Raw genomic sequence first — 17,294 nt, forward strand, 5'->3', positions numbered from 1 at the left:
GCTCGGTTACTCGCGGCCCACCGAAAGGACGGCGCCCTTCGAGTACGCCGTGAACTCGGGCGCGTACAGGGATTGAACAGTCGCTGGTCCCACCCGGAACGTGCCCGCCATGTTCGCCCTCAGCCGGTAACGGAACGTGTACTCACCCGCCGGCAGCCACTCAAAGAAGAAGTTCGTCCCCGAGTCCCTCGGCTCCTCGTACCAGACAATCCCCAGGTCGTACCGATGCCGCGACTCGGTGTTCGCCGGCTCGAAACCCGCCGCTCGCGGATCTCTCAGGTGCACGTACTCCGCCGCGTGCTTCGTCCGCAGCGACAGGTGCACCTCCACCTCGTCACCCGGCGCCACCCTCGTCCCCTCCTCCAGCGGGCGCAGCACCGCCTCCGTCCCCACCCGCTCGCGGAGGAAATAACGGCGTGACACCGCGAAGAAGTCCCCCCGCTCCTCCTCCGGCAGCCGCTCCGTCGAGAAGTGCCAGGTGGCCGAGGCGAACGCGAGCCCCTTCCCCGTCTTCTCCACCGCCACCACGCTGCTCGTCTCCGGCTTCACCTCCGGGCCCGGCACCACCACCCGGTTCCCCTTCCCGGTGTACTCGGACGGCGAGAAGGCGAAGGCCACCGTCCTGCCGCCCGCGGTCACCTTCACGTCCTCGCGCACGCCCAGGGCGCCCTCGCGCTCCAGGTACTTCACCAGCGCGTAGACCGCCTCCGCCGTGGCCCGTGTGGACTTCCAGTGCCCCAGCTTCCGGTCCAACATCAGCCACTGCGCCAGCCCGTGCCGCCGCGCGTCCTCCGGGCTCAGCTCCAGCAGCGTGCGCAGCGCGAAGGCATGCGTCTCCGTGGTGTCGTTGTACCAGAGCCAGCTGCGCTCCTCCGGCGCCCAGTACGTGCCCAGCTCCTCGCTCGTCTTCGCCGAGTCCATCACGCTCGCGAAGACGCGCCGCGCGTCCTCCACCCGCCCCGCCCGCTTCAGCGTCAGCGCCAGGTAGCCCTTGAGGTACGGCGAGTGCTCCTTCCAGTGCTCGAAGCCGAAGTCGAGGATCCTCGCGCGCTCCTCCGGGGTGAGCGCGTTGCCCGTGTAGCTGGCGTCCGGGAAGCTCGAGGCCACGTAGCCGAGCAGGGTGAGGAACTCCCAGCAGCAGCCCTCCTTGCGCATCTTCTCCGCGTACTCGGCGCGGAAGTGGTTGGCGAGGTACTCCCACGCCCGCGTCGTCATGTTCCGGTCCACGTCCACCCCGTGATCCGCCGCGCGCGCGAGCCCGTGGAGGATGTAGAGCGTCATGTACGGAGACGGCGGGCCTCCCGGCCACCAGGGGAAGCCTCCCCCCGACGTCTGCGCCTGGCGCAGCTTCACCAGCGCCGTCTCCCGCTCGGCCTTCGCCACCTCCGGATCCAGCACCTTCGCCAACCGGAGGCCCTCGTCCTTGCCGCCCCGCGACTGCTCCAGCCAGGGCGACTCCTCCAGCGCCATCTTCCGGTTGGGGTCCGCCGCATCCCACGTGTCGAGGCGCGTGGTGCGAGTGCTCAGCGACTTCCCCAGCTTCGCCACCTCCGGGTAGCGGCCATACAGGCTCGACACGATGCCCGTGGACACGAAGCGGTTGAGCGTCTGCTCCGTGCACTCGTACGGGTAGTCCATCAGGTACGGCATGGCCCCCAGCACCGCGTGGAAGAGCTGCGCATCCACCGTGACGACGAGCTGCTCGTGGCTCAGGCTCGGGTCGTCCCCCCGCCGCATGTCCGCGAACTCCATCCGCTTGCGCTCCCCGCCCCGCAGCGCCACGAAGCGCGACTGCGACAGGTGCATGCGTCCGGGCAGCACGGGCAGCGGGCGCAGCTCGCCGTCACTGAAGTCCCCGGCCCGCGCGGTGACGCGGAAGGCCACCGGGCCCAGCTCCGCCGGCACCGTCAGCGGGAAGCGCGCCGTCGTCCCCTTCCCCGCCTCCACCCGGAAGGGCTGGCGCGCCTTCTCCACGCCGAAGCGGGACAGCAGGCTCGCGTTCGTCTCCGGATCGAGGATGTCCAGCGTGAGCGTGCCCTCCAGCGCTCGCTCCCCCGCGTCGTTCACCACCACCTCCAGCACGGCCCGGTCCCCCTCGCGCAGGAAGCGCGGCACGTAGGGACGCACCATCAGCTCCTTCACGCTCCGGGTCTGACGTTGCAGCGAGCCGCCCTTCAGGTCCTTCGTCAGCGCGTGCACCCAGACGCTCCACGCCGTCACCGAGTCCGGCACGGTGAACTCCAGCACCGCCGAGCCGTCCGCCCCCGTGAGCAGCTGCGGCACCCAGAAGGCCGTCTCCGCGAAGTTGCCGCGCACCGCTTCCGGTGGAACGGCGGGCGTGGAGGCCGTCGCGGCCTGCTCGCGAGGGACTCCGCCTCCACTCACCGCGGCCTCCCGCAGGGCCACGTCACCGCTGGCATTCCGCCTGGACACCCTCCTCGGGGCGCTGGCCATGGGCTTCGACTCCTCCATCATGGCGACACGCCCCCTCAACAGGAGCCCGGAGCCCGTCGTCAGCGACAGCGGGATGTGGCGCCGCCCCGGTCCACCCACACCATATCCACTCTCTATGACGAGCCTGTCCCCCCTGGGCCCGGTCCATTCCGGCACGCTCCCGAAATCCTCGCCGTAGAGCCACTGCCTGGGGGCCTCGCCCGAGCTGGCGCTCAGGTCCACCCACTGCGCGCGTTGCGGGTAGTAATGGCTCACGCTCGGTGGCGAGTGCGGCGCGAAGAGATCCAACGACTGGTCATACATATACGCGAGCAGCTCGGCGGCCCCCGCCTCCACCTTCGCCCCCTGGGGACCCTTCACCGTCACCCGCCACGTCTCCTTCGCACCTGGGCGCAGGCGATCGCGGAAGGTGGCGAACTCCAGTTGCAGCTCCTTGTCGTCGAAGGGAACGAACACCGGCTGCACGAACCGCAGCACCTGGTAGTCCCGCACCGCCACCAGCGCGAGCGTGAAGCCACCTCGCAGGGACTCGGTGACGGGCAGCTCCTCCACCGCCGGGTCCTTCCCCGCGGTGAGCACGCGCCGCCGCACCAGCCGCTCTCCCTGGTAGAGGTCCAGGAACAGCGGCTGGCCCTCGAAGCCGGAGAGCGCCAGCACGCGCGCCGTCTCTCCCACCTTCACCGTGGTGCGCTCGACCCGGAGCATCGCTGGCAGCGCGATCGGGGCACGCTCGCCCACCACCAGCACCTCGCGCGAGGTGGTGAAGCGCTCGCCAAAGGCATCCTCCGTCTCGTAGTGCACGCGGTAGGCGCCAGCGGGCAGAGCGGGCAGCTTCACCCGGGCGAGCCCCTGTGCATCGTGCGCCACCGCGCCCCGCGCCATCTCCTCGCCCTCCGCCCAGCTCCGGAGGGCCTCCTCCACCGGAGCCTCTCCCGTCCCCCACCGGGGCCGCAGCGAGTCTCCCGGCGTGGTGCTCCGAGCGTCCGCGTCCACGAGCAACCCGGGCGGCGTCACGACGGGCTGCTCGACGGGCATCACGGGCCGCGAGGGCTGCTTCAGCGCCACCAGCCGCCACCGCCCCGCCCCAGGCAGCGGCACTCCGTCGAGGTTGGAGCGCGTCAGCCGCAACTCGGAAGCCACGCCCTCGCGGAAGAACTCCTCGTCCGCGTCCACGCGACCCTCCACCGCCACCAGGCCGAGCCGGAAGGCCCGGTCCGCCGAGCGTGTCTCCCCGCCCTCGTCCGTCACATCCGCCTCCACGCGGTAGCGCCAGGAGAAGTCGCGCGAGGCCGCCGTCCGCTCATCCGCTTCCGGGGTGAAGGTGAGCTGGAAGCCCCCATCCTCCCCCAGCGCCGAAGAGCCACTGGCCACGACACGCGAGTGCAGCGAGGGACCCCCCACCGTACGCCACCACACGGGGAGCAGGGGCTCGCGACGGACGCTCCAGCGCACCGTGCCCCGTGTCACCGGGAGCCCGAAGTAGTAGCGCGCCTCGCCCCGGAAGGTGGCCGGACGGTTGAGGCGCAGCGCCGCGTCCGAATCCTTCAGCGTCACCTCGAAGGTGGGCCGCTTGTACTCCTCCACGCGCACCGCCGCGTTGCCCAGGTTCTCCTGGCCCAGGCTGGCATCCACGCGCCACATGCCGAGCAGCCGCCCGGCGGGCACGGAGAACTCGCCCGCCGCCGAACCGAAGCCGTTGGTCTTCACCTCGCGCTTCTCGACGGGCTGGCCGTTCGCGTCCATCAGCGACACCGTCAGCCGCTGCCCCGGCAGCGTCCGGTAGCGCGCCTGCTCTCCACTCCCGCGGAAGGCCACCACCTTCCACGCCACCTTCTGCAGCGGCCGGTACACGGAGCGATCCGTGAAGACGAGCGCAGCCATCCGCTCCCGCTCCGGCGGGCGCCTGTACCCGTAGTACGACTGCGCATCGAGCAGCACCTGCCGGCCCCGCCCCACCACGACGAAGGAGCTCTTCTGCTCCGGCAGCCCGGTGAAGGCGGCCTCGCCCCGCGCGTCCGTCTTCAGCGTCCGCACCACCTGGTTCCCATCGCCCGCCTGCACGAGGCGCACCTCCACGCCCGGCGCGGGCTGGCCGGTCTCTCCCTCCATCACCCGCACCTCCACCCGGCCCTGGGGGTCCCTCTGGGTGATGAAGACCCAGGGAGTCACCGCCATCAGGGTGGCGACCACCTCGTTGCCCTTCTCCTGGAAGTCCTCGCGCGCCGAGGCGACGATGAGGTAGCTGCCCGGCTCCGTCAGCGGAGGCACCACGAAGGTCCGGTGCGACCGGTAGTCCGGCGTCGCCGGCAACGACTCGCTCCAGGTCGCCACGGGCCGCTCGCGCGCGATGAGGCGGCTCAAGGAGCCTTTCTTGCCCCCTTCACCCCCCAGGAAACCCTCGAACAGGTTGCCCCCGGCGAGCCGCGACTCCAGGTCATACACATAGGCCCGGAAGTGCAGCCGGGGCAGGTTGCGGTGTGTCACCTCGATGGAGCGTCTACGGGCACCGTCGGCGCGCATGCTGGCGACCGAGAACTCCGGCGCCTCGAGCTGCGCCACCAGCCGGGCGCACCGCTGGCCCCCGAGGCTCTCCGGATAGGCCGCCACGCACGCCTTCGCCATCGCGTGCGCGCGCGCCGGCCGCTCCCCGGACGCCTCGAGCTCCGCCAGCCACCCCTGCCCCATGGCCCACCACGGCACGTTCCGGTAGCCCTCCAGGAACTCGGCCGCGTGACGGCGGATGCGGGCCTTGTCCGCTTCCTCGTCGAAGGACTCGTGCAGCAACTGGCCGCGCGTCAGGTGCGCCTCCAGCGCCGCCTCGCGCCGGCCCGCGGCCAGGTGCCACGCCTCCAGGTCTCCCAGCACGGCCGCCAGCTTCCGCAGCGGGTGCTCCGCCGGCCCCACCAGGTCCACCCGCGGAGAGCCCCGCAGCAGCTCGTCCATGTCCAGGCGGTGCGCCTCATCGGACTGCCCTGGACGCCACTGGTTCTCGTCCGCCAGCATCTCCACCCAGAGGTACGTCACCGCGTCGCGCAGCGTGCCGCGAATCCCGGGGGGATAGGTGTTCGGCTCGAGGACGCCCGCGAGCGCCCCCACCTTCTGCGCGCCCAGCCGCTCCCGCTCCGCCCACACCTCCGCGAGCGCGCGCCGGGCCTCGGTGAAGATCTGCTCGGCCGTCCACCGCTTCAGGTCCACCGGCCCGCCGGAGACCACCTGCTCGCGCTGGCGCACCTCCCAGCCGTACTGCCCAACGTAGGTGATGAGCGCGCTCGCGTAATAGAGGTTGACCGTGGTGCGCGGCAGCAGGCCCTTTGGCCACGGCTGTTCCTGGAGGAAGCGCACCGCCGTCTCGTACCCGTGGAGCCCGGTGCGCAGTTGCACCACCCGCACGAGCGCCCGCGCCCACTCCTCCTCGTCACTCCGCGAGCGGGCCTGGGCCAGTCGGGCCTCGGCGCCCTGGACGGCGGCGTCGAGCTTCTGCTGCTCCACCAGCGCGTCGATGTCCTTCCACGTGGGCACGGCCCGCGACTGCGCCTGGGCGGTTGGAGCGGCAAGGACGAGGACGGCGACCGCCACGAGGGCGGCAAGCATCCGGGGGCTCGGAATAGGCGACATGTGGGCACTCTAGACACAGCCCGCCCGCCCGGGATCCGGGAAGTGACTCCCGGGCGCGCTCTTCACGAACTGGTCCGACAATCGGACCAGTTGCGCCAGACCGCGCCCGGAGGGCCGGCTTGTGGAGTGCCCCACCCGGGCGGGGCATACTGCGCACCATGTGTGGCCGCGTCACCATCCAGACCCCCGCCCTGGCGATCGCTCGTGAGTTCGCCCTCACCGGCATCCGCACCGCCCTCGAGCGCCCCCGCTACAACCTCGCCCCCACCCAGTTGATGCCCGTGGTCATCAACGACGGGGAGTGGATGCTGGACGCCTACCGCTGGGGCCTCATCCCCTCCTGGGCGAAGGAGGCCTCCATCGGCAACAAGCTCATCAACGCCCGCGGCGAGACGGTGGCGGAGAAGCCCAGCTTCCGCTCCGCGCTCAAGCGCCGCCGCTGTCTGGTGCTCGTGGATGGCTGGTTCGAGTGGAAGCAGAGCACGAAACCCAAGACGCCCTACCTCTTCCGCCGCAAGGATGGCCACCCCCTGGCCTTCGCCGGGCTGTGGGAGGAGTGGACCGCCCCGGACACCGGCGAGGTGCTGCGCACCTGCACCGTCATCACCACCGGCCCCAATGCGCTGATGGCCCCCATCCACGACCGGATGCCCGTCATCCTGTCGCCCGCGGCCCGGGACGTGTGGCTGCGTCCGGAGCCGCAGGAGGCGGCGGTGCTGCAACCCCTCCTGGTGCCCAACGAGGACGAGCCCCTGGAGGCCTGGGAGGTGGGACGCGTGGTGAACTCGCCGATGAACGACGTGGCGGCCTGCGTGGAGCGCGTGGCGAGCCAGTCCTCGCTCCTGACCTGACGCTCAGGCCGAGGCCCGCCCCTGCAGGACGCCGTTGGCCACCAGCAGGTCCACCACCTCGAGAGGCGCGAGCACCCAGTTGTCGCGCACCGGCACCCAGCGCACCTGGGCCCCGGTGCTCCCGAGCTCCCGGTTGATGTGCCCCACGAGCGGCTCGAAGAGCCGGGCCGGCTCGTCCCAGTCCGGCTCGCCGCCGACAATGACGAGCGACCCGGGCTCCACCCGGAACCGCGGCTGTCCGGGGATGGGCAGCACCGAGAAGCCGGGCATGTGCTCCTGCGTGGCCTGCTCCACACGGTCGAGCAGCCGCTCGTCCTCGAAGGGGTGCGCCGCTTCCCAGTCGAAGAAGAGCCGCAGCTTCGGCTTCAGCGCCTCCAGCAGCGGGCTGCCCGCGCCCTCGCGCCACTGATGATCCGCGAGCGACTCGGGCGCCAGCTCCACCGGCAGCCCCCTCGACGCGAGCAGCCGCAACACCTCCTCCATCCGCCGGACCAGCGCCTCGGGCGGCGCGGCCCGGGAGAGCCACTGGATGTGGGAGACCGTCTGACCGCGCCGGAAGCCGGACACACGATCTCCCACCTGGAGCCGCAGGGGGCTCAGCTCGCCCCCGGGCACCTCGGGAAAGAGCCCACAATGGAAGAGACCCGCGCCGCTCTCCGAGCGCAGGCGGGCGAAGCCATGGGCCTCGTTGAGTTCCTCGACGATGAAGGTATCCGTGGGCCGCATGAGACCGCTCAGTCTAGGAGGGGGTAGGTCCCGTCGCCACCGGGGGAGGGGCCCTGCGGCGCAGACCCACGATGTACACCTCCATGCTGGCGCCGCGGGTGGCCTCGGGGCGCACCAGCTTCACCTCCTCGAAGCTGGCACGCACCTCGTCGCGGAACTCCTCGAACTCGCCGCCCATGAAGAGCTTGGCGACGAAGGCCGAGCCCGGCCGGCCCCGGGTCACGGACACCTCGAGTGCCTTGCGGGCCAGCCGTAGGCTGCGCGCCTCGTCCGTGGTGCGGATGCCGCTCGTCTTGGGGGCCATGTCGGAGATGACGGCGTCGAAGGGCCCGTCGTACAGCTCGCGCAGCTTCGCGTCGAAGTCGTCGGCGAGCACGTCCAGCACCGCCGTCTTCACGTACGGCTGGGAGAAGGGCCGGATGGGGACGATGTCCACCCCGATGACCCGACCGTGGGGGCCCACCGCGTCGGCGAGGATCTGCAGGAAGCCTCCGGGCGCCGCGCCCAGGTCGAGCACCGAGGCGCCCTTCTTCAAGAAGGGGAAACGCTTGAGGATCTCATCCACCTTGAAGGCGGAGCGGGCCCTCAACCCTTCTTGCTTGGCTTTCTTGAAATAGTGGTCTTTCGGACGGTAGGGCTTGCCCATGGCGGAAGGGCTCCCTACCATCGGCTACTGTCTTCGGGAAGCCGGAGCAGTCCCGGGTGTCCGGCATCCGTGGAAATGGCGGTCCGGAGGGGTCATGCGACTGTTCAGCGTGACGACAGCGGTGTTCGTCTCCCTGTTGTCGGCGGCGTGCGCGGTGGGGTGCTGGTATCGGGCGGAGCTGCTGCGCTCGGAGGCGGACTGGCTGCTGGAGCGGAGCAAGGCCCAGGCGAGCGAATACGCGCGCAGCCTCAATGACACGCTGGCCACGCAGCAGCTGGAGACGTTCGCGAAGCGCCGGGCGGTGATGGAGCGGGCGCACGTGTGGCAGCGTGGGCAGGAGCTGGGCGTCATGGTGGCCGTGCTCGCGGCGGCGTGCGCCTGGGTGCTGCGGATGCTGCGCCGGCTCAACGGAGAGCTGGACGAGGCCGCGGGCGAGCTGGAGTCGGCTCCGGCGGTCGAGCCGGTGCCCGTGCGAGCGGCCATCCGTCCCTCGCGTTCGTAGGAGGCTCGCGGCGAGGCGGGCGCGCTGGCATAGACTGGGTCCACCCCTGAGCGGGAGGTGGAGCATGCCAGGCTGCGCGCACTGCGGACGCGAACTCGACATCGTGGGCAACCAGGTGGGGCGGCGCGACACGTGCCCCCACTGCGGCGAGGAGGTTCATTCCTGCCGCAACTGCCGCCACTTCGACGAGACGGTGGCCAAGCAGTGCAAGGAGCCCTTCGCCGAGGTCCCCTCGGACAAGGACGAAGCCAACTTCTGTGAGCTCTTCCAGGTTGGCGAGGGCGGCCTGCACGCGAAGCAGGGCAAGGACGCATTCCTGTCCGCCGCGGAGGCACTCTTCAAGAAGAAGTGAGGGAGGAGAACCGCCGGGAACACTTCCCCGGAGGGGAACCCCGGTCGAATGTTCAGACCCTGGGGGTCGAGATGGGGCTGTCGCAAGAGATCTACCGAGGACGCCGCTACAGCGTGTCCCGTCTCTGGAAGGGAGGCGATGACTCCCTGGTCCTCAAGCTGGCCCGCAAGGGCTCCCTCGCCCTCAGCAGCACGGAGATGCTCCGCCACGAATTCGAGCTGCTTCGCGAGCTCGCGGAATTGGGGGCTCCAGGCGTGGTGAGGGCCCTCGCCCTGGAGGACGTGGAGGGGATGCCCGCGCTCGTCCTCGAGGACGCGGGTCCGGGCGACCTCCGGGACTGGTTGAAGCACCATCCGCTCGAGCCCGACATCTTCCTGGAGATGGCCATCCAGCTGGCGGAGATCCTCGGGACCCTCCACCGGCACCACGTCATCCACCGGGACATCAACCCGACCAACATCATCGTCAAGGAAGGGCCCGGCCACCTGACGGTGATCGACTTCGATATCGCCACCAAGGTCGCCGGGCCCACCCTTCCCGCGAACATCCTCGGCGAGCTCGAACTGACGCTGCCCTATGTCGCCCCCGAGCAGACGGGGCGCATGGATCGGCTCGTCGATCACCGGGCCGACCTCTATTCGTTGGGCGCGACCTTCTACGAGATGCTCACGGGTCAGCCTCCGTTCCTGTCCTCCGACCCGATCGAGCTCGTCCACGCCCACCTGGCCCGGCCTCCCCTGCCGCCCGTCCACGCCAACCCCAAGGTCCCGGAGCTCCTCTCGGCGCTCGTGCTCAAGCTGCTCGCCAAGATGCCCGAGGAGCGCTACCAGAGCGCCGACTCGCTCCTGGCCGATCTCCAGGAGGCGCGCAAGCGCAAGCGGACCTCCGGCATGAGCGAACCGTTCGAGCTCGGCCGGCTCGACTCCGCCCGGCAACTTCCCATTCCGGAGCGGCTCTACGGACGCGAGCGCGAGCTGACCCAGCTCGAGGCCATCCTCGCACGGGTCCGGACGGGCACCAGTGAACGGGTAATGCTCACGGGCACGGCGGGCATCGGCAAGTCGGCCCTCATCCGGGAGTTGGGCCAACATCTCGGGCGCGGAGTCTGGTTCCTCACCGGCAAGTTCGACCAGCTCCAGGGCAACGTGCCCTACGCCCCTCTGGTGGCGGCCTTCCAGGGGCTGCTCGACGGGTTGGCGAAGGAACCGGCCGACGTCCAGGACACGTGGCGGCACCGGCTCCTGGAGGCCCTGGGCACCAACGGCCGCCTCATCCTCGGGCTCGTCCCGGAATTGGAGCAGTTCCTCGGTCCACAACCTGCCCTGGCCGACCTCATGCCCACGGAGGCCGAGCGCCTCCTCCACCTGACCGTCCAGGCATTCATCCAGGCATTCGCCACCCCGGAACGGCCCCTCGTGCTGTTCCTGGATGATCTCCAGTGGGCCGATCCCGCCTCGATCAAGCTCTTGCAGCACCTCGCCTCGGACCTGGACTCGCACCACGTGTTGTGGTCGAGCTCCTGCCGGATCGAGGAGGTCGGACCGGAGCATCCGATCACCCGGGCCCTCGAGGCCATCCAGCAGAGGAAGATCTTCATCCACGTCATCGCGGTGTCCCCGTTGGATCTCGAGGCGCTCACGGCACTCTGCGCCGACACCCTGCGCCGCGAGCCCTCCGACGTCCGGCCCCTGGCGGAGCTCGTGCTGCGCAAGACGGCGGGCAACCCGCTCTTCGTCACCCGTTTCCTGAAGTACCTCCACCACGCCGGCCTGTTGAGCTTCGACGTCAACCACGGCACCTGGGAATGGACGCTCTCGCGGATCGCCCAGGTGGACGTGACCGAGAACGTGGTCGAGCTGATGCTCGCGACCATCCGCCGGCTCCCCGAGCGGACCCAGGGACTGCTGAAGGTGGCGGCCTGTCTGGGGCACCAGGTGGACCTCTCACTGCTCGCCGCGCTGGTGGGGAGGCCCGTGGGTGATACGGCCGGAGCGCTCTTGAGCGCCATCCAGGAAGGGCTCCTCCTCCCCCAGGGCACCACCTACCGTTTCGCGCACGACCGCGTCCAGCAGGCCGCGTACTCGCTCCTGTCCGAGGACGAGAAGAAGCGGTTCCACCTCGAGGCGGGCCGCCAGATGCGGGCCGCCCTGGAACGTGAGCAGGACGAGCGGCTCTTCGACATGGTGGATCAGCTCGACCTGGGCGCGGACCTGGTGACGGGTGAGGCGGAGCGGCTGGAGCTGGCCCAGCTCAACTTCCGCGCGGGAGCCAAGGCCAAGGCCTCGGCGGCCTTCCGCTCCGCGCTCGGGTACCTCACCCGCGGCATCGGCTTCCTCCCCGCGGAGGCCTGGCGGACGAGCTACGAGCAGACCCTCCGGTTCCACAAGGAGGCGGCGGAGTGTGCGTACCTCGTGGGCGATCTGGCGTCCGCCGAGCGGTTCATCTCCTCCGCGCTGCTCCATTCCACGTCGCGCTTCGAGAAGGCGGATCTCTACATCCTCCGGATTCTCGCCAGCATGATCAGGCAGTCCTTCCCGGAGGCGCTCCAGTGGGGACGAGAGGGATTGCGGTTGTTCGGCATGGAGCTGCCGGAAAAGCAGGACACCCCCCAGGCCCTCGTGGCCGAGTTCGCCCGGGTGAAGGAGAACAGGCGGGGCCGCTCCATGGAGGAGATCCTCGAGGAACCCACTTCCGAGGATCCGGAGCACCTGGCCTGCATGCGGCTGCTGACGGAGACGGGCGTGGCGGTCCTGTACATGGATCCCGAGTTGTTCGCCTTCATCAACACCCGCGTCGTCAACCTGTCGTTGAAGCATGGCAACACGCGCTACGCGCCCACGTCGTATGCCGTGTATGGAGGGATTCTCTCGTCGGCACTGGGTGACTACGCCACCGGTCACGCCTTCGGACGCCTGGGTGTGGAGCTGTGCCGGCGCTACACGGATCTCCGGCAGACGAGCAGGACGCTGGTCACGTTCGCGTTGGGTGTGAACCATTGGAGGGCGCCCCTACGCACCAGCATTCCGTTCCTCCGTCAGGCTTTCACCTCCGCGCAGGCGAGCGGCGATCTCCACCTGGCCACCTATACGTTCCCCGCGTCGGTGAACACCTTGTTCGCGATGGGCACCGCGCTCCCTCAGGTGCTCTCGGAGATCGAGACCGACCTGGCCTATGTCCGGAAGGCCGGCCTGCTCTGGCGGATCCAATCCCTCATCAGCCTTCGTCAGGCCATCCGATCCCTGCAGGATCGCACTCACGAGCACGCCCGTTTCGGGGATGACACGTTCGACGAGGAGGCCTTCCTCGCCACGAACCGGCAGGTGCCCACGGTCCTGTGCATGTACTGGATTCAGCGCCACCAGGTGTCCTACTTCCTGGGAGACGTCGAGGACGCGTGGGAGATGTCGCGGCGGACCCGCGAGCTCCTCGCCTACCTGAGAGGGTGGCACCTCCTCACCGAGCACAACTTCTACACCTCGCTCACCCTGGCGGCCCGCTACGACAGGGCCCCGCCCGAGGAAAAGGCCCACCTGATGGAGGAGCTGGTGGCCAACCAGCGCCAGCTCGGCATCTGGGCGGAGAATTGCCCGGAGAATTACCGCCACAAGCACCAGCTCATCAGTGCCGAGCTCGCCCGCATCGAGGGACATCACCTGGAGGCCCTGAGGCTCTACGACCAGGCCATCGAGGCGGCCCATCGCGAGCAGTTCCTCCACGAGGAAGCACTCGCCAGCGAGCTGGCGGGCCGCTACTACCTCTCCGTCGGCGGCAAGCGCCTCGCCCACGGCTATCTGCGCTCCGCCCTCGAGGGCTATGCCCGTTGGGGCGCTCAGGCCAAGGTGTCGGATCTCGAGGAGGAGTTCCCCGAGCTGACGTTGGTCGAACCCACGCGCTGGGACACTCCGGCCCCCACCTCGGAGCGTCCCGGGCCAGCGGGCTCCACGCTCGATCTGCTCACCCTCCTCAAGTCCGCCGAGACGCTCGTCAGCGAGGTCGTCCTGGAGCGCCTCCTCGAGAAGCTCATGGGCGTGTGTCTCGAGGCGGCGGGAGCCCAGCGTGGCGCGCTCGTGCTCGAGGAGAAGGACTCGCTCCGGGTGCGCGCGGTGGGCACGGTCTCCGAGCCCGTCTCGCTGGTACACACTTCCCTGGAGGAATCGGACCAGGTTCCCAGCACCGTCATCGAACACGCCTACCGGTCGGGAGAGACCCTCGTCCTGGCGGATGCCGCCCATCAAGGACGGTTCTCCTCCGACCCCTACGTCGTCCGGCAGGCCGTGAAGTCGGCCCTGGCCATTCCCATCCAACGGCCCGGCAGGACGATGGGCGTTCTCTACCTCGAGAACAACCTCGCCACCCGCGCTTTCACCACCGAGCGCGTCCGCGTCCTGCGGCTGCTCTCCTCCCAGATCGCCATCTCCCTGGAGAACAGCCTCCTCTTCGAACAGCTGCGCATCGAGGTCGAGGAGCGCAGGCGCGCGGAGCAGGCCGTGCGCTTCCTGGCCGAGTGGAGCCTGACCCTGTCCGAGTCCCTGGACTTCGAGACGACGCTGGCCAAGGTGACCCGCTCGGTCGTCCCCTACCTGGCTGACTGGTGCGTGGTCGACGTGGTCGAGAAGGACGGGCGGATACGCCGGGTGGCCCTGGCCCATATGGAGCCGGCCAAGGAGCAACTGCTGCGCGAGATGTCGGAGAAGTACCCCCCCACGTGGAGCTCACCGGAGCCGATCGCCCGCACGCTGCGCACGGGCCAGCCCGTGCTCCTCGCCAATCTCGACGAGGCGGTCGTGCGCAAGGCCAACCTCGGCCGGGATGAACGGTATTTCGACATCCTTCGGACCATCTCGTTTCGCACGGGCATGGTCGTTCCTCTCGTCGCCCGCGGAAAGACGCTCGGAAGCATCCTCTTCGTGTCGTCCGGCGCCAGGCGCCGCTACACCGAGGCGGAGCTGAACATCGCACAGGAGATGGCACGCCGGGCCGCCGTCTGCATCGACAATGCCTGGCTGTACCGCGAGGCCCAGGAGGCCATCCACCTGCGCGACGACTTCCTGTCCGTCGCCTCCCACGAGCTCAACACCCCCATCACCTCCCTCCGTCTCTCCGTCCAGGGCCTCATGCGACGCGCCGCCTCCGAGCTGCCTCAGACCGCTCAGCGCGCCCTGCGCACCGCCGAGCAGCAGACGCGCAAGCTCGCCGGACTCATCAAGGAGCTGCTCGAGGTGTCGCGCATCCACGCCGGGCGCCTCCACCTCCAGCTCGAATGGGTGGATCTGTCCGCCGTGCTTCAGGAGGTGGTCGAGCGCCAGGGCGAGTCGCTGACCCGCGCGGAGTGTCCGCTCACTCTTCACGTCCAGGAGACGGTCGCGGGCCGCTGGGATCGCAGCCGCCTGGAGCAGGTGATCGGCAACCTGCTGTCCAACGCCATCAAGTTCGCTCCTGGCCGCCCCATCGAGCTCTCGCTCTCTCGAGACGGCGGCACCGCGTGCCTCGTGGTCAAGGACCAGGGCATTGGCATCGCTCCCGACCGCATGCCTCATATCTTCGGGCGGTTCGAACGGGCCGTCTCCTCGGAGAATTATGGGGGACTCGGGCTCGGGCTCTACATCGTGCACGAGATCGTCACCGCCCTGGGTGGCGCCGTCCGCGTGGAGAGCAAGCCCGGTGAGGGGGCTACTTTCACGGTGGAGCTGCCCTGCGCGGGGCCTCCCTCTTCCGAGTCTGAAAGCCAGGAGATCGAGGCCACGGCTTCCAGCTCCGTCTCGCGGGCTCCCCAGTGAGGAACCCTTTACCCTCACCCCAGCCCTCTCCCAGAGGGAGAGGGGGCATACACGGTTCTAGAAGCCTGACATCTTCGAGAGGATCTCTTTCATCACCTCCGAAGTGCCTCCTCCAATCGTGATGAGCCGGATGTCTCTCCATGCCCTCGCGATGTGCGTCTCCTCAATGTAACCCATCCCTCCGAAGAACTGCTGCACGTCGTAGGCCACCTTCTGCGCCAGATCTCCCGCGAACAGCTTCGCCATGGAGATCTCCCTCACCGCGTTCTCCTTCGCGTTGAAGACGTCCACCGCGTGGTACGTCAGCCGCTTCGCCGCCTCGATCGCCGCCATGTGCTCCACCAGCTTGTGGCGCCACACCTGGAACCCCAGCAGCGACTTGCCGAACGCCTGCCTCTCCTTCCCGTATTGGAGCGCGTCCTCGATCATCCGCTCCATCCCCCCCACCGCGCACAGCGCTCCCACCAGGCGCTCTCCCTGGAAGTTCGTCATGATGTGGTAGAAGCCCTCGTTCTCCTCCCCCAGCACGTAGCGGCGCGGAATCCGGCAGTCCTCGAAGTAGAGGATCGCCGTGTCCGAGGACAGGTTCCCCACCTTGTCCAGCTTCTTCGATACCCCGTACCCCTTCACGTCCGTCGGGAACGTCACCAACGAGACTCCCCCGTACCCCGGCCCCCCCGTCCGCACCGCCAGCGTGATGAAGTCCGCTCGCGTTCCATTCGTAATCCACATCTTCGAGCCGTTGATGACGTAGTCATCCCCGTCCAGGCGAGCCGTCGTCTGGATGCTCGCCACGTCCGAGCCACATCCCGGCTCGCTGATGCCCAACGCGGCGATCTTCTCGCCCGCCAGCGCCGGCGCCAGGAACTCGCGCTTCTGCTCGTCCGTGCCGATCTCGTTGATGATCGGCGTCGCCATCTGCCCCTGCACCAGCAACGCCATGTTCACGCCCGCGTTCCGGCTCCGTGTCAGCTCCTCCGTGAACGCCGTCACGTACCAGTAGTCCAGCCCGCTCCCGCCGTACTTCGGATCGTGGTTGATGCCGAAGAAGCCCAGCTCCCCGCACTTCTGGAAGATCTCCCTCGGGAAGATGCCCGCCCGGTCCCACTCCAGGGCGTGGGGCGTCATCTCCTTCTCCACGAACGTGCGCACCGTCTTACGGAATGCCTCATGCTCCTCTGTGAACGGATTCGGCATGGTCGCTGTGGCTCCTCGGGGTGATTGATTGATGAGTCAATAGTACAAGGCTCTCTCTCGCGAACAAGGACGACCCATGGCTTCTGTCACCCTCGCGCTACTGGCTGTCCTCGTGGCCACACCGGCCGCCCGGCCCCCAGCCGAGGAGGTACTCCGCGCTCAGTGCCAGACCTGGGCCTCCGACCCCAAGAACCCCTGGGCCCTCGCCCATGGCATCACCCTCGAGGGCCGCTCCTTCAAGGCTCGCGATGGTCGCCCCGCCGCCAACGTCATCGTCTCGGACTTCCTCCGCCGCGAGGGCTCCGGGCCGAACGCGGACCTCCGCTTCGAGGCCTTCTCCGCCGATGGCACCCCCGTCGAGCCCCACCCGAATCTCCAGGTGAAGACGCTCCTGCTCGCGGGCCACCCGCTCTCGCAGGCCTTCCAGGCAGGCTGGGGCCGCGTCACCCTCGGTACGCTCGTGGAGGACCTGAAGCGCGACTTCCGCCGCGACTCCGCCCTCTCACCCCATGGCGCCTGGACGCTCGATGCCCTCTCCCACGTGCTGCCCCCTGGCTCCACCTTCACCAACGGTGCTGGGGAGAGCATCCGCTTCGACGCCGTCATGGACGAGGCCCTCGCCCTGCTCGAACGTGAACAGTCGGAGCTGATGGCCGGCATGAAGGCCGGGCTGCCTCAGGTACCCAAGCGCAAGCAGGGCATCTACGCCCACCCCTGTGGCGGGCTGCACCTCTTCCAGGCCGTGGCCACCCATGCGCGCCACCCCTCCGTGCGCAAGGCGTGGGGCTCGCGCCTCGACGCGCAGGTGGACGTCCTCTTCTACCGGCTCGCCTCCGAGTCCCGGCAGTACGACGCCGCCCTCTCCTCCGCCCCGCCCCAGTACCGCCTGCCCGTGCTCGTACAGATGGTGAAGTTCTACGGGCACTTCCTCGAGACGCTCGGCCGCTTCCGCGAGGAGACGCGCTGGAAGCCCTCGCCCTCGCAGGCCCAGGCCGTGGACCAGGCCCGCGCGCTGCTCGATGGCGCGGTGCGTCGACTCGACATGTCCGGCGCCTTCCGCGACATGGAGTCACTGAAGACGACGCAGCCCCAGTCGTACCTGGACCTCATCGGCGACTCGTGCCACGCCGCGCACGGCCTGAGCTACTGGAGGAACCACCTCGGAGGTTGATAC

At 69.3% G+C, this 17,294-nt stretch carries 9 protein-coding genes; 5 read left to right on the forward strand and 4 right to left on the reverse strand.

Annotated elements, in window-relative coordinates:
• Positions 1–6: 6 nt before the first annotated feature.
• Positions 7–6,069, reverse strand: a complete 6,063-nt coding sequence (locus JRI60_RS54680; protein ID WP_204219890.1) for an alpha-2-macroglobulin family protein — start codon at positions 6,067–6,069, stop codon at positions 7–9.
• 158 nt (positions 6,070–6,227) lie between these two features.
• On the opposite strand from JRI60_RS54680, the gene JRI60_RS32930 reads away from it, so the two are divergent.
• Positions 6,228–6,920, forward strand: a complete 693-nt coding sequence (locus JRI60_RS32930) for an SOS response-associated peptidase (protein WP_204219891.1) — start codon at positions 6,228–6,230, stop codon at positions 6,918–6,920.
• 3 nt (positions 6,921–6,923) lie between these two features.
• Here the strand turns inward: JRI60_RS32930 and JRI60_RS32935 are convergent, their stop codons facing one another.
• Positions 6,924–7,646 (reverse strand): hypothetical protein, encoded by a 723-nt coding sequence (locus JRI60_RS32935; RefSeq protein WP_204219892.1) that lies wholly within the window; start codon positions 7,644–7,646, stop codon positions 6,924–6,926.
• A gap of 13 nt (positions 7,647–7,659) precedes the next feature.
• Positions 7,660–8,313 carry an SAM-dependent methyltransferase gene (locus tag JRI60_RS32940; protein ID WP_204219893.1) on the reverse strand — a complete coding sequence of 218 codons (654 nt, stop codon included), beginning with the start codon at positions 8,311–8,313 and terminating at the stop codon, positions 7,660–7,662.
• Positions 8,314–8,386: 73 nt separating this feature from the next.
• Between JRI60_RS32940 and JRI60_RS32945 the strand changes: the two genes are divergently transcribed.
• The 3 genes from JRI60_RS32945 to JRI60_RS32955 all read left to right on the forward strand — a co-directional run bounded on the left by JRI60_RS32945 (position 8,387) and on the right by JRI60_RS32955 (position 14,923).
• Positions 8,387–8,794 (forward strand): hypothetical protein, encoded by a 408-nt coding sequence (locus JRI60_RS32945; protein WP_204219894.1) that lies wholly within the window; start codon positions 8,387–8,389, stop codon positions 8,792–8,794.
• Between the two features lie 64 nt (positions 8,795–8,858).
• Positions 8,859–9,146: a hypothetical protein gene (locus JRI60_RS32950; RefSeq protein ID WP_204219895.1), complete on the forward strand. Its 288-nt coding sequence runs from the start codon at positions 8,859–8,861 to the stop codon at positions 9,144–9,146.
• 71 nt (positions 9,147–9,217) lie between these two features.
• Positions 9,218–14,923, forward strand: a complete 5,706-nt coding sequence (locus JRI60_RS32955) for an ATP-binding sensor histidine kinase (RefSeq protein WP_204219896.1) — start codon at positions 9,218–9,220, stop codon at positions 14,921–14,923.
• Between the two features lie 57 nt (positions 14,924–14,980).
• Here JRI60_RS32955 and JRI60_RS32960 read toward each other — a convergent pair whose 3' ends face one another.
• On the reverse strand, positions 14,981–16,120 hold the full coding sequence (locus JRI60_RS32960; protein ID WP_204219897.1) for an acyl-CoA dehydrogenase family protein: 1,140 nt from the start codon (positions 16,118–16,120) through the stop codon (positions 14,981–14,983).
• Positions 16,121–16,196: 76 nt separating this feature from the next.
• On the opposite strand from JRI60_RS32960, the gene JRI60_RS32965 reads away from it, so the two are divergent.
• On the forward strand, positions 16,197–17,291 hold the full coding sequence (locus JRI60_RS32965) for a hypothetical protein (RefSeq protein ID WP_204219898.1): 1,095 nt from the start codon (positions 16,197–16,199) through the stop codon (positions 17,289–17,291).
• Positions 17,292–17,294: the final 3 nt, after the last annotated feature.

This window comes from Archangium violaceum (genome assembly GCF_016887565.1).
In the GTDB taxonomy this organism is placed as follows: Bacteria; Myxococcota; Myxococcia; order Myxococcales; family Myxococcaceae; genus Archangium; species Archangium violaceum_B.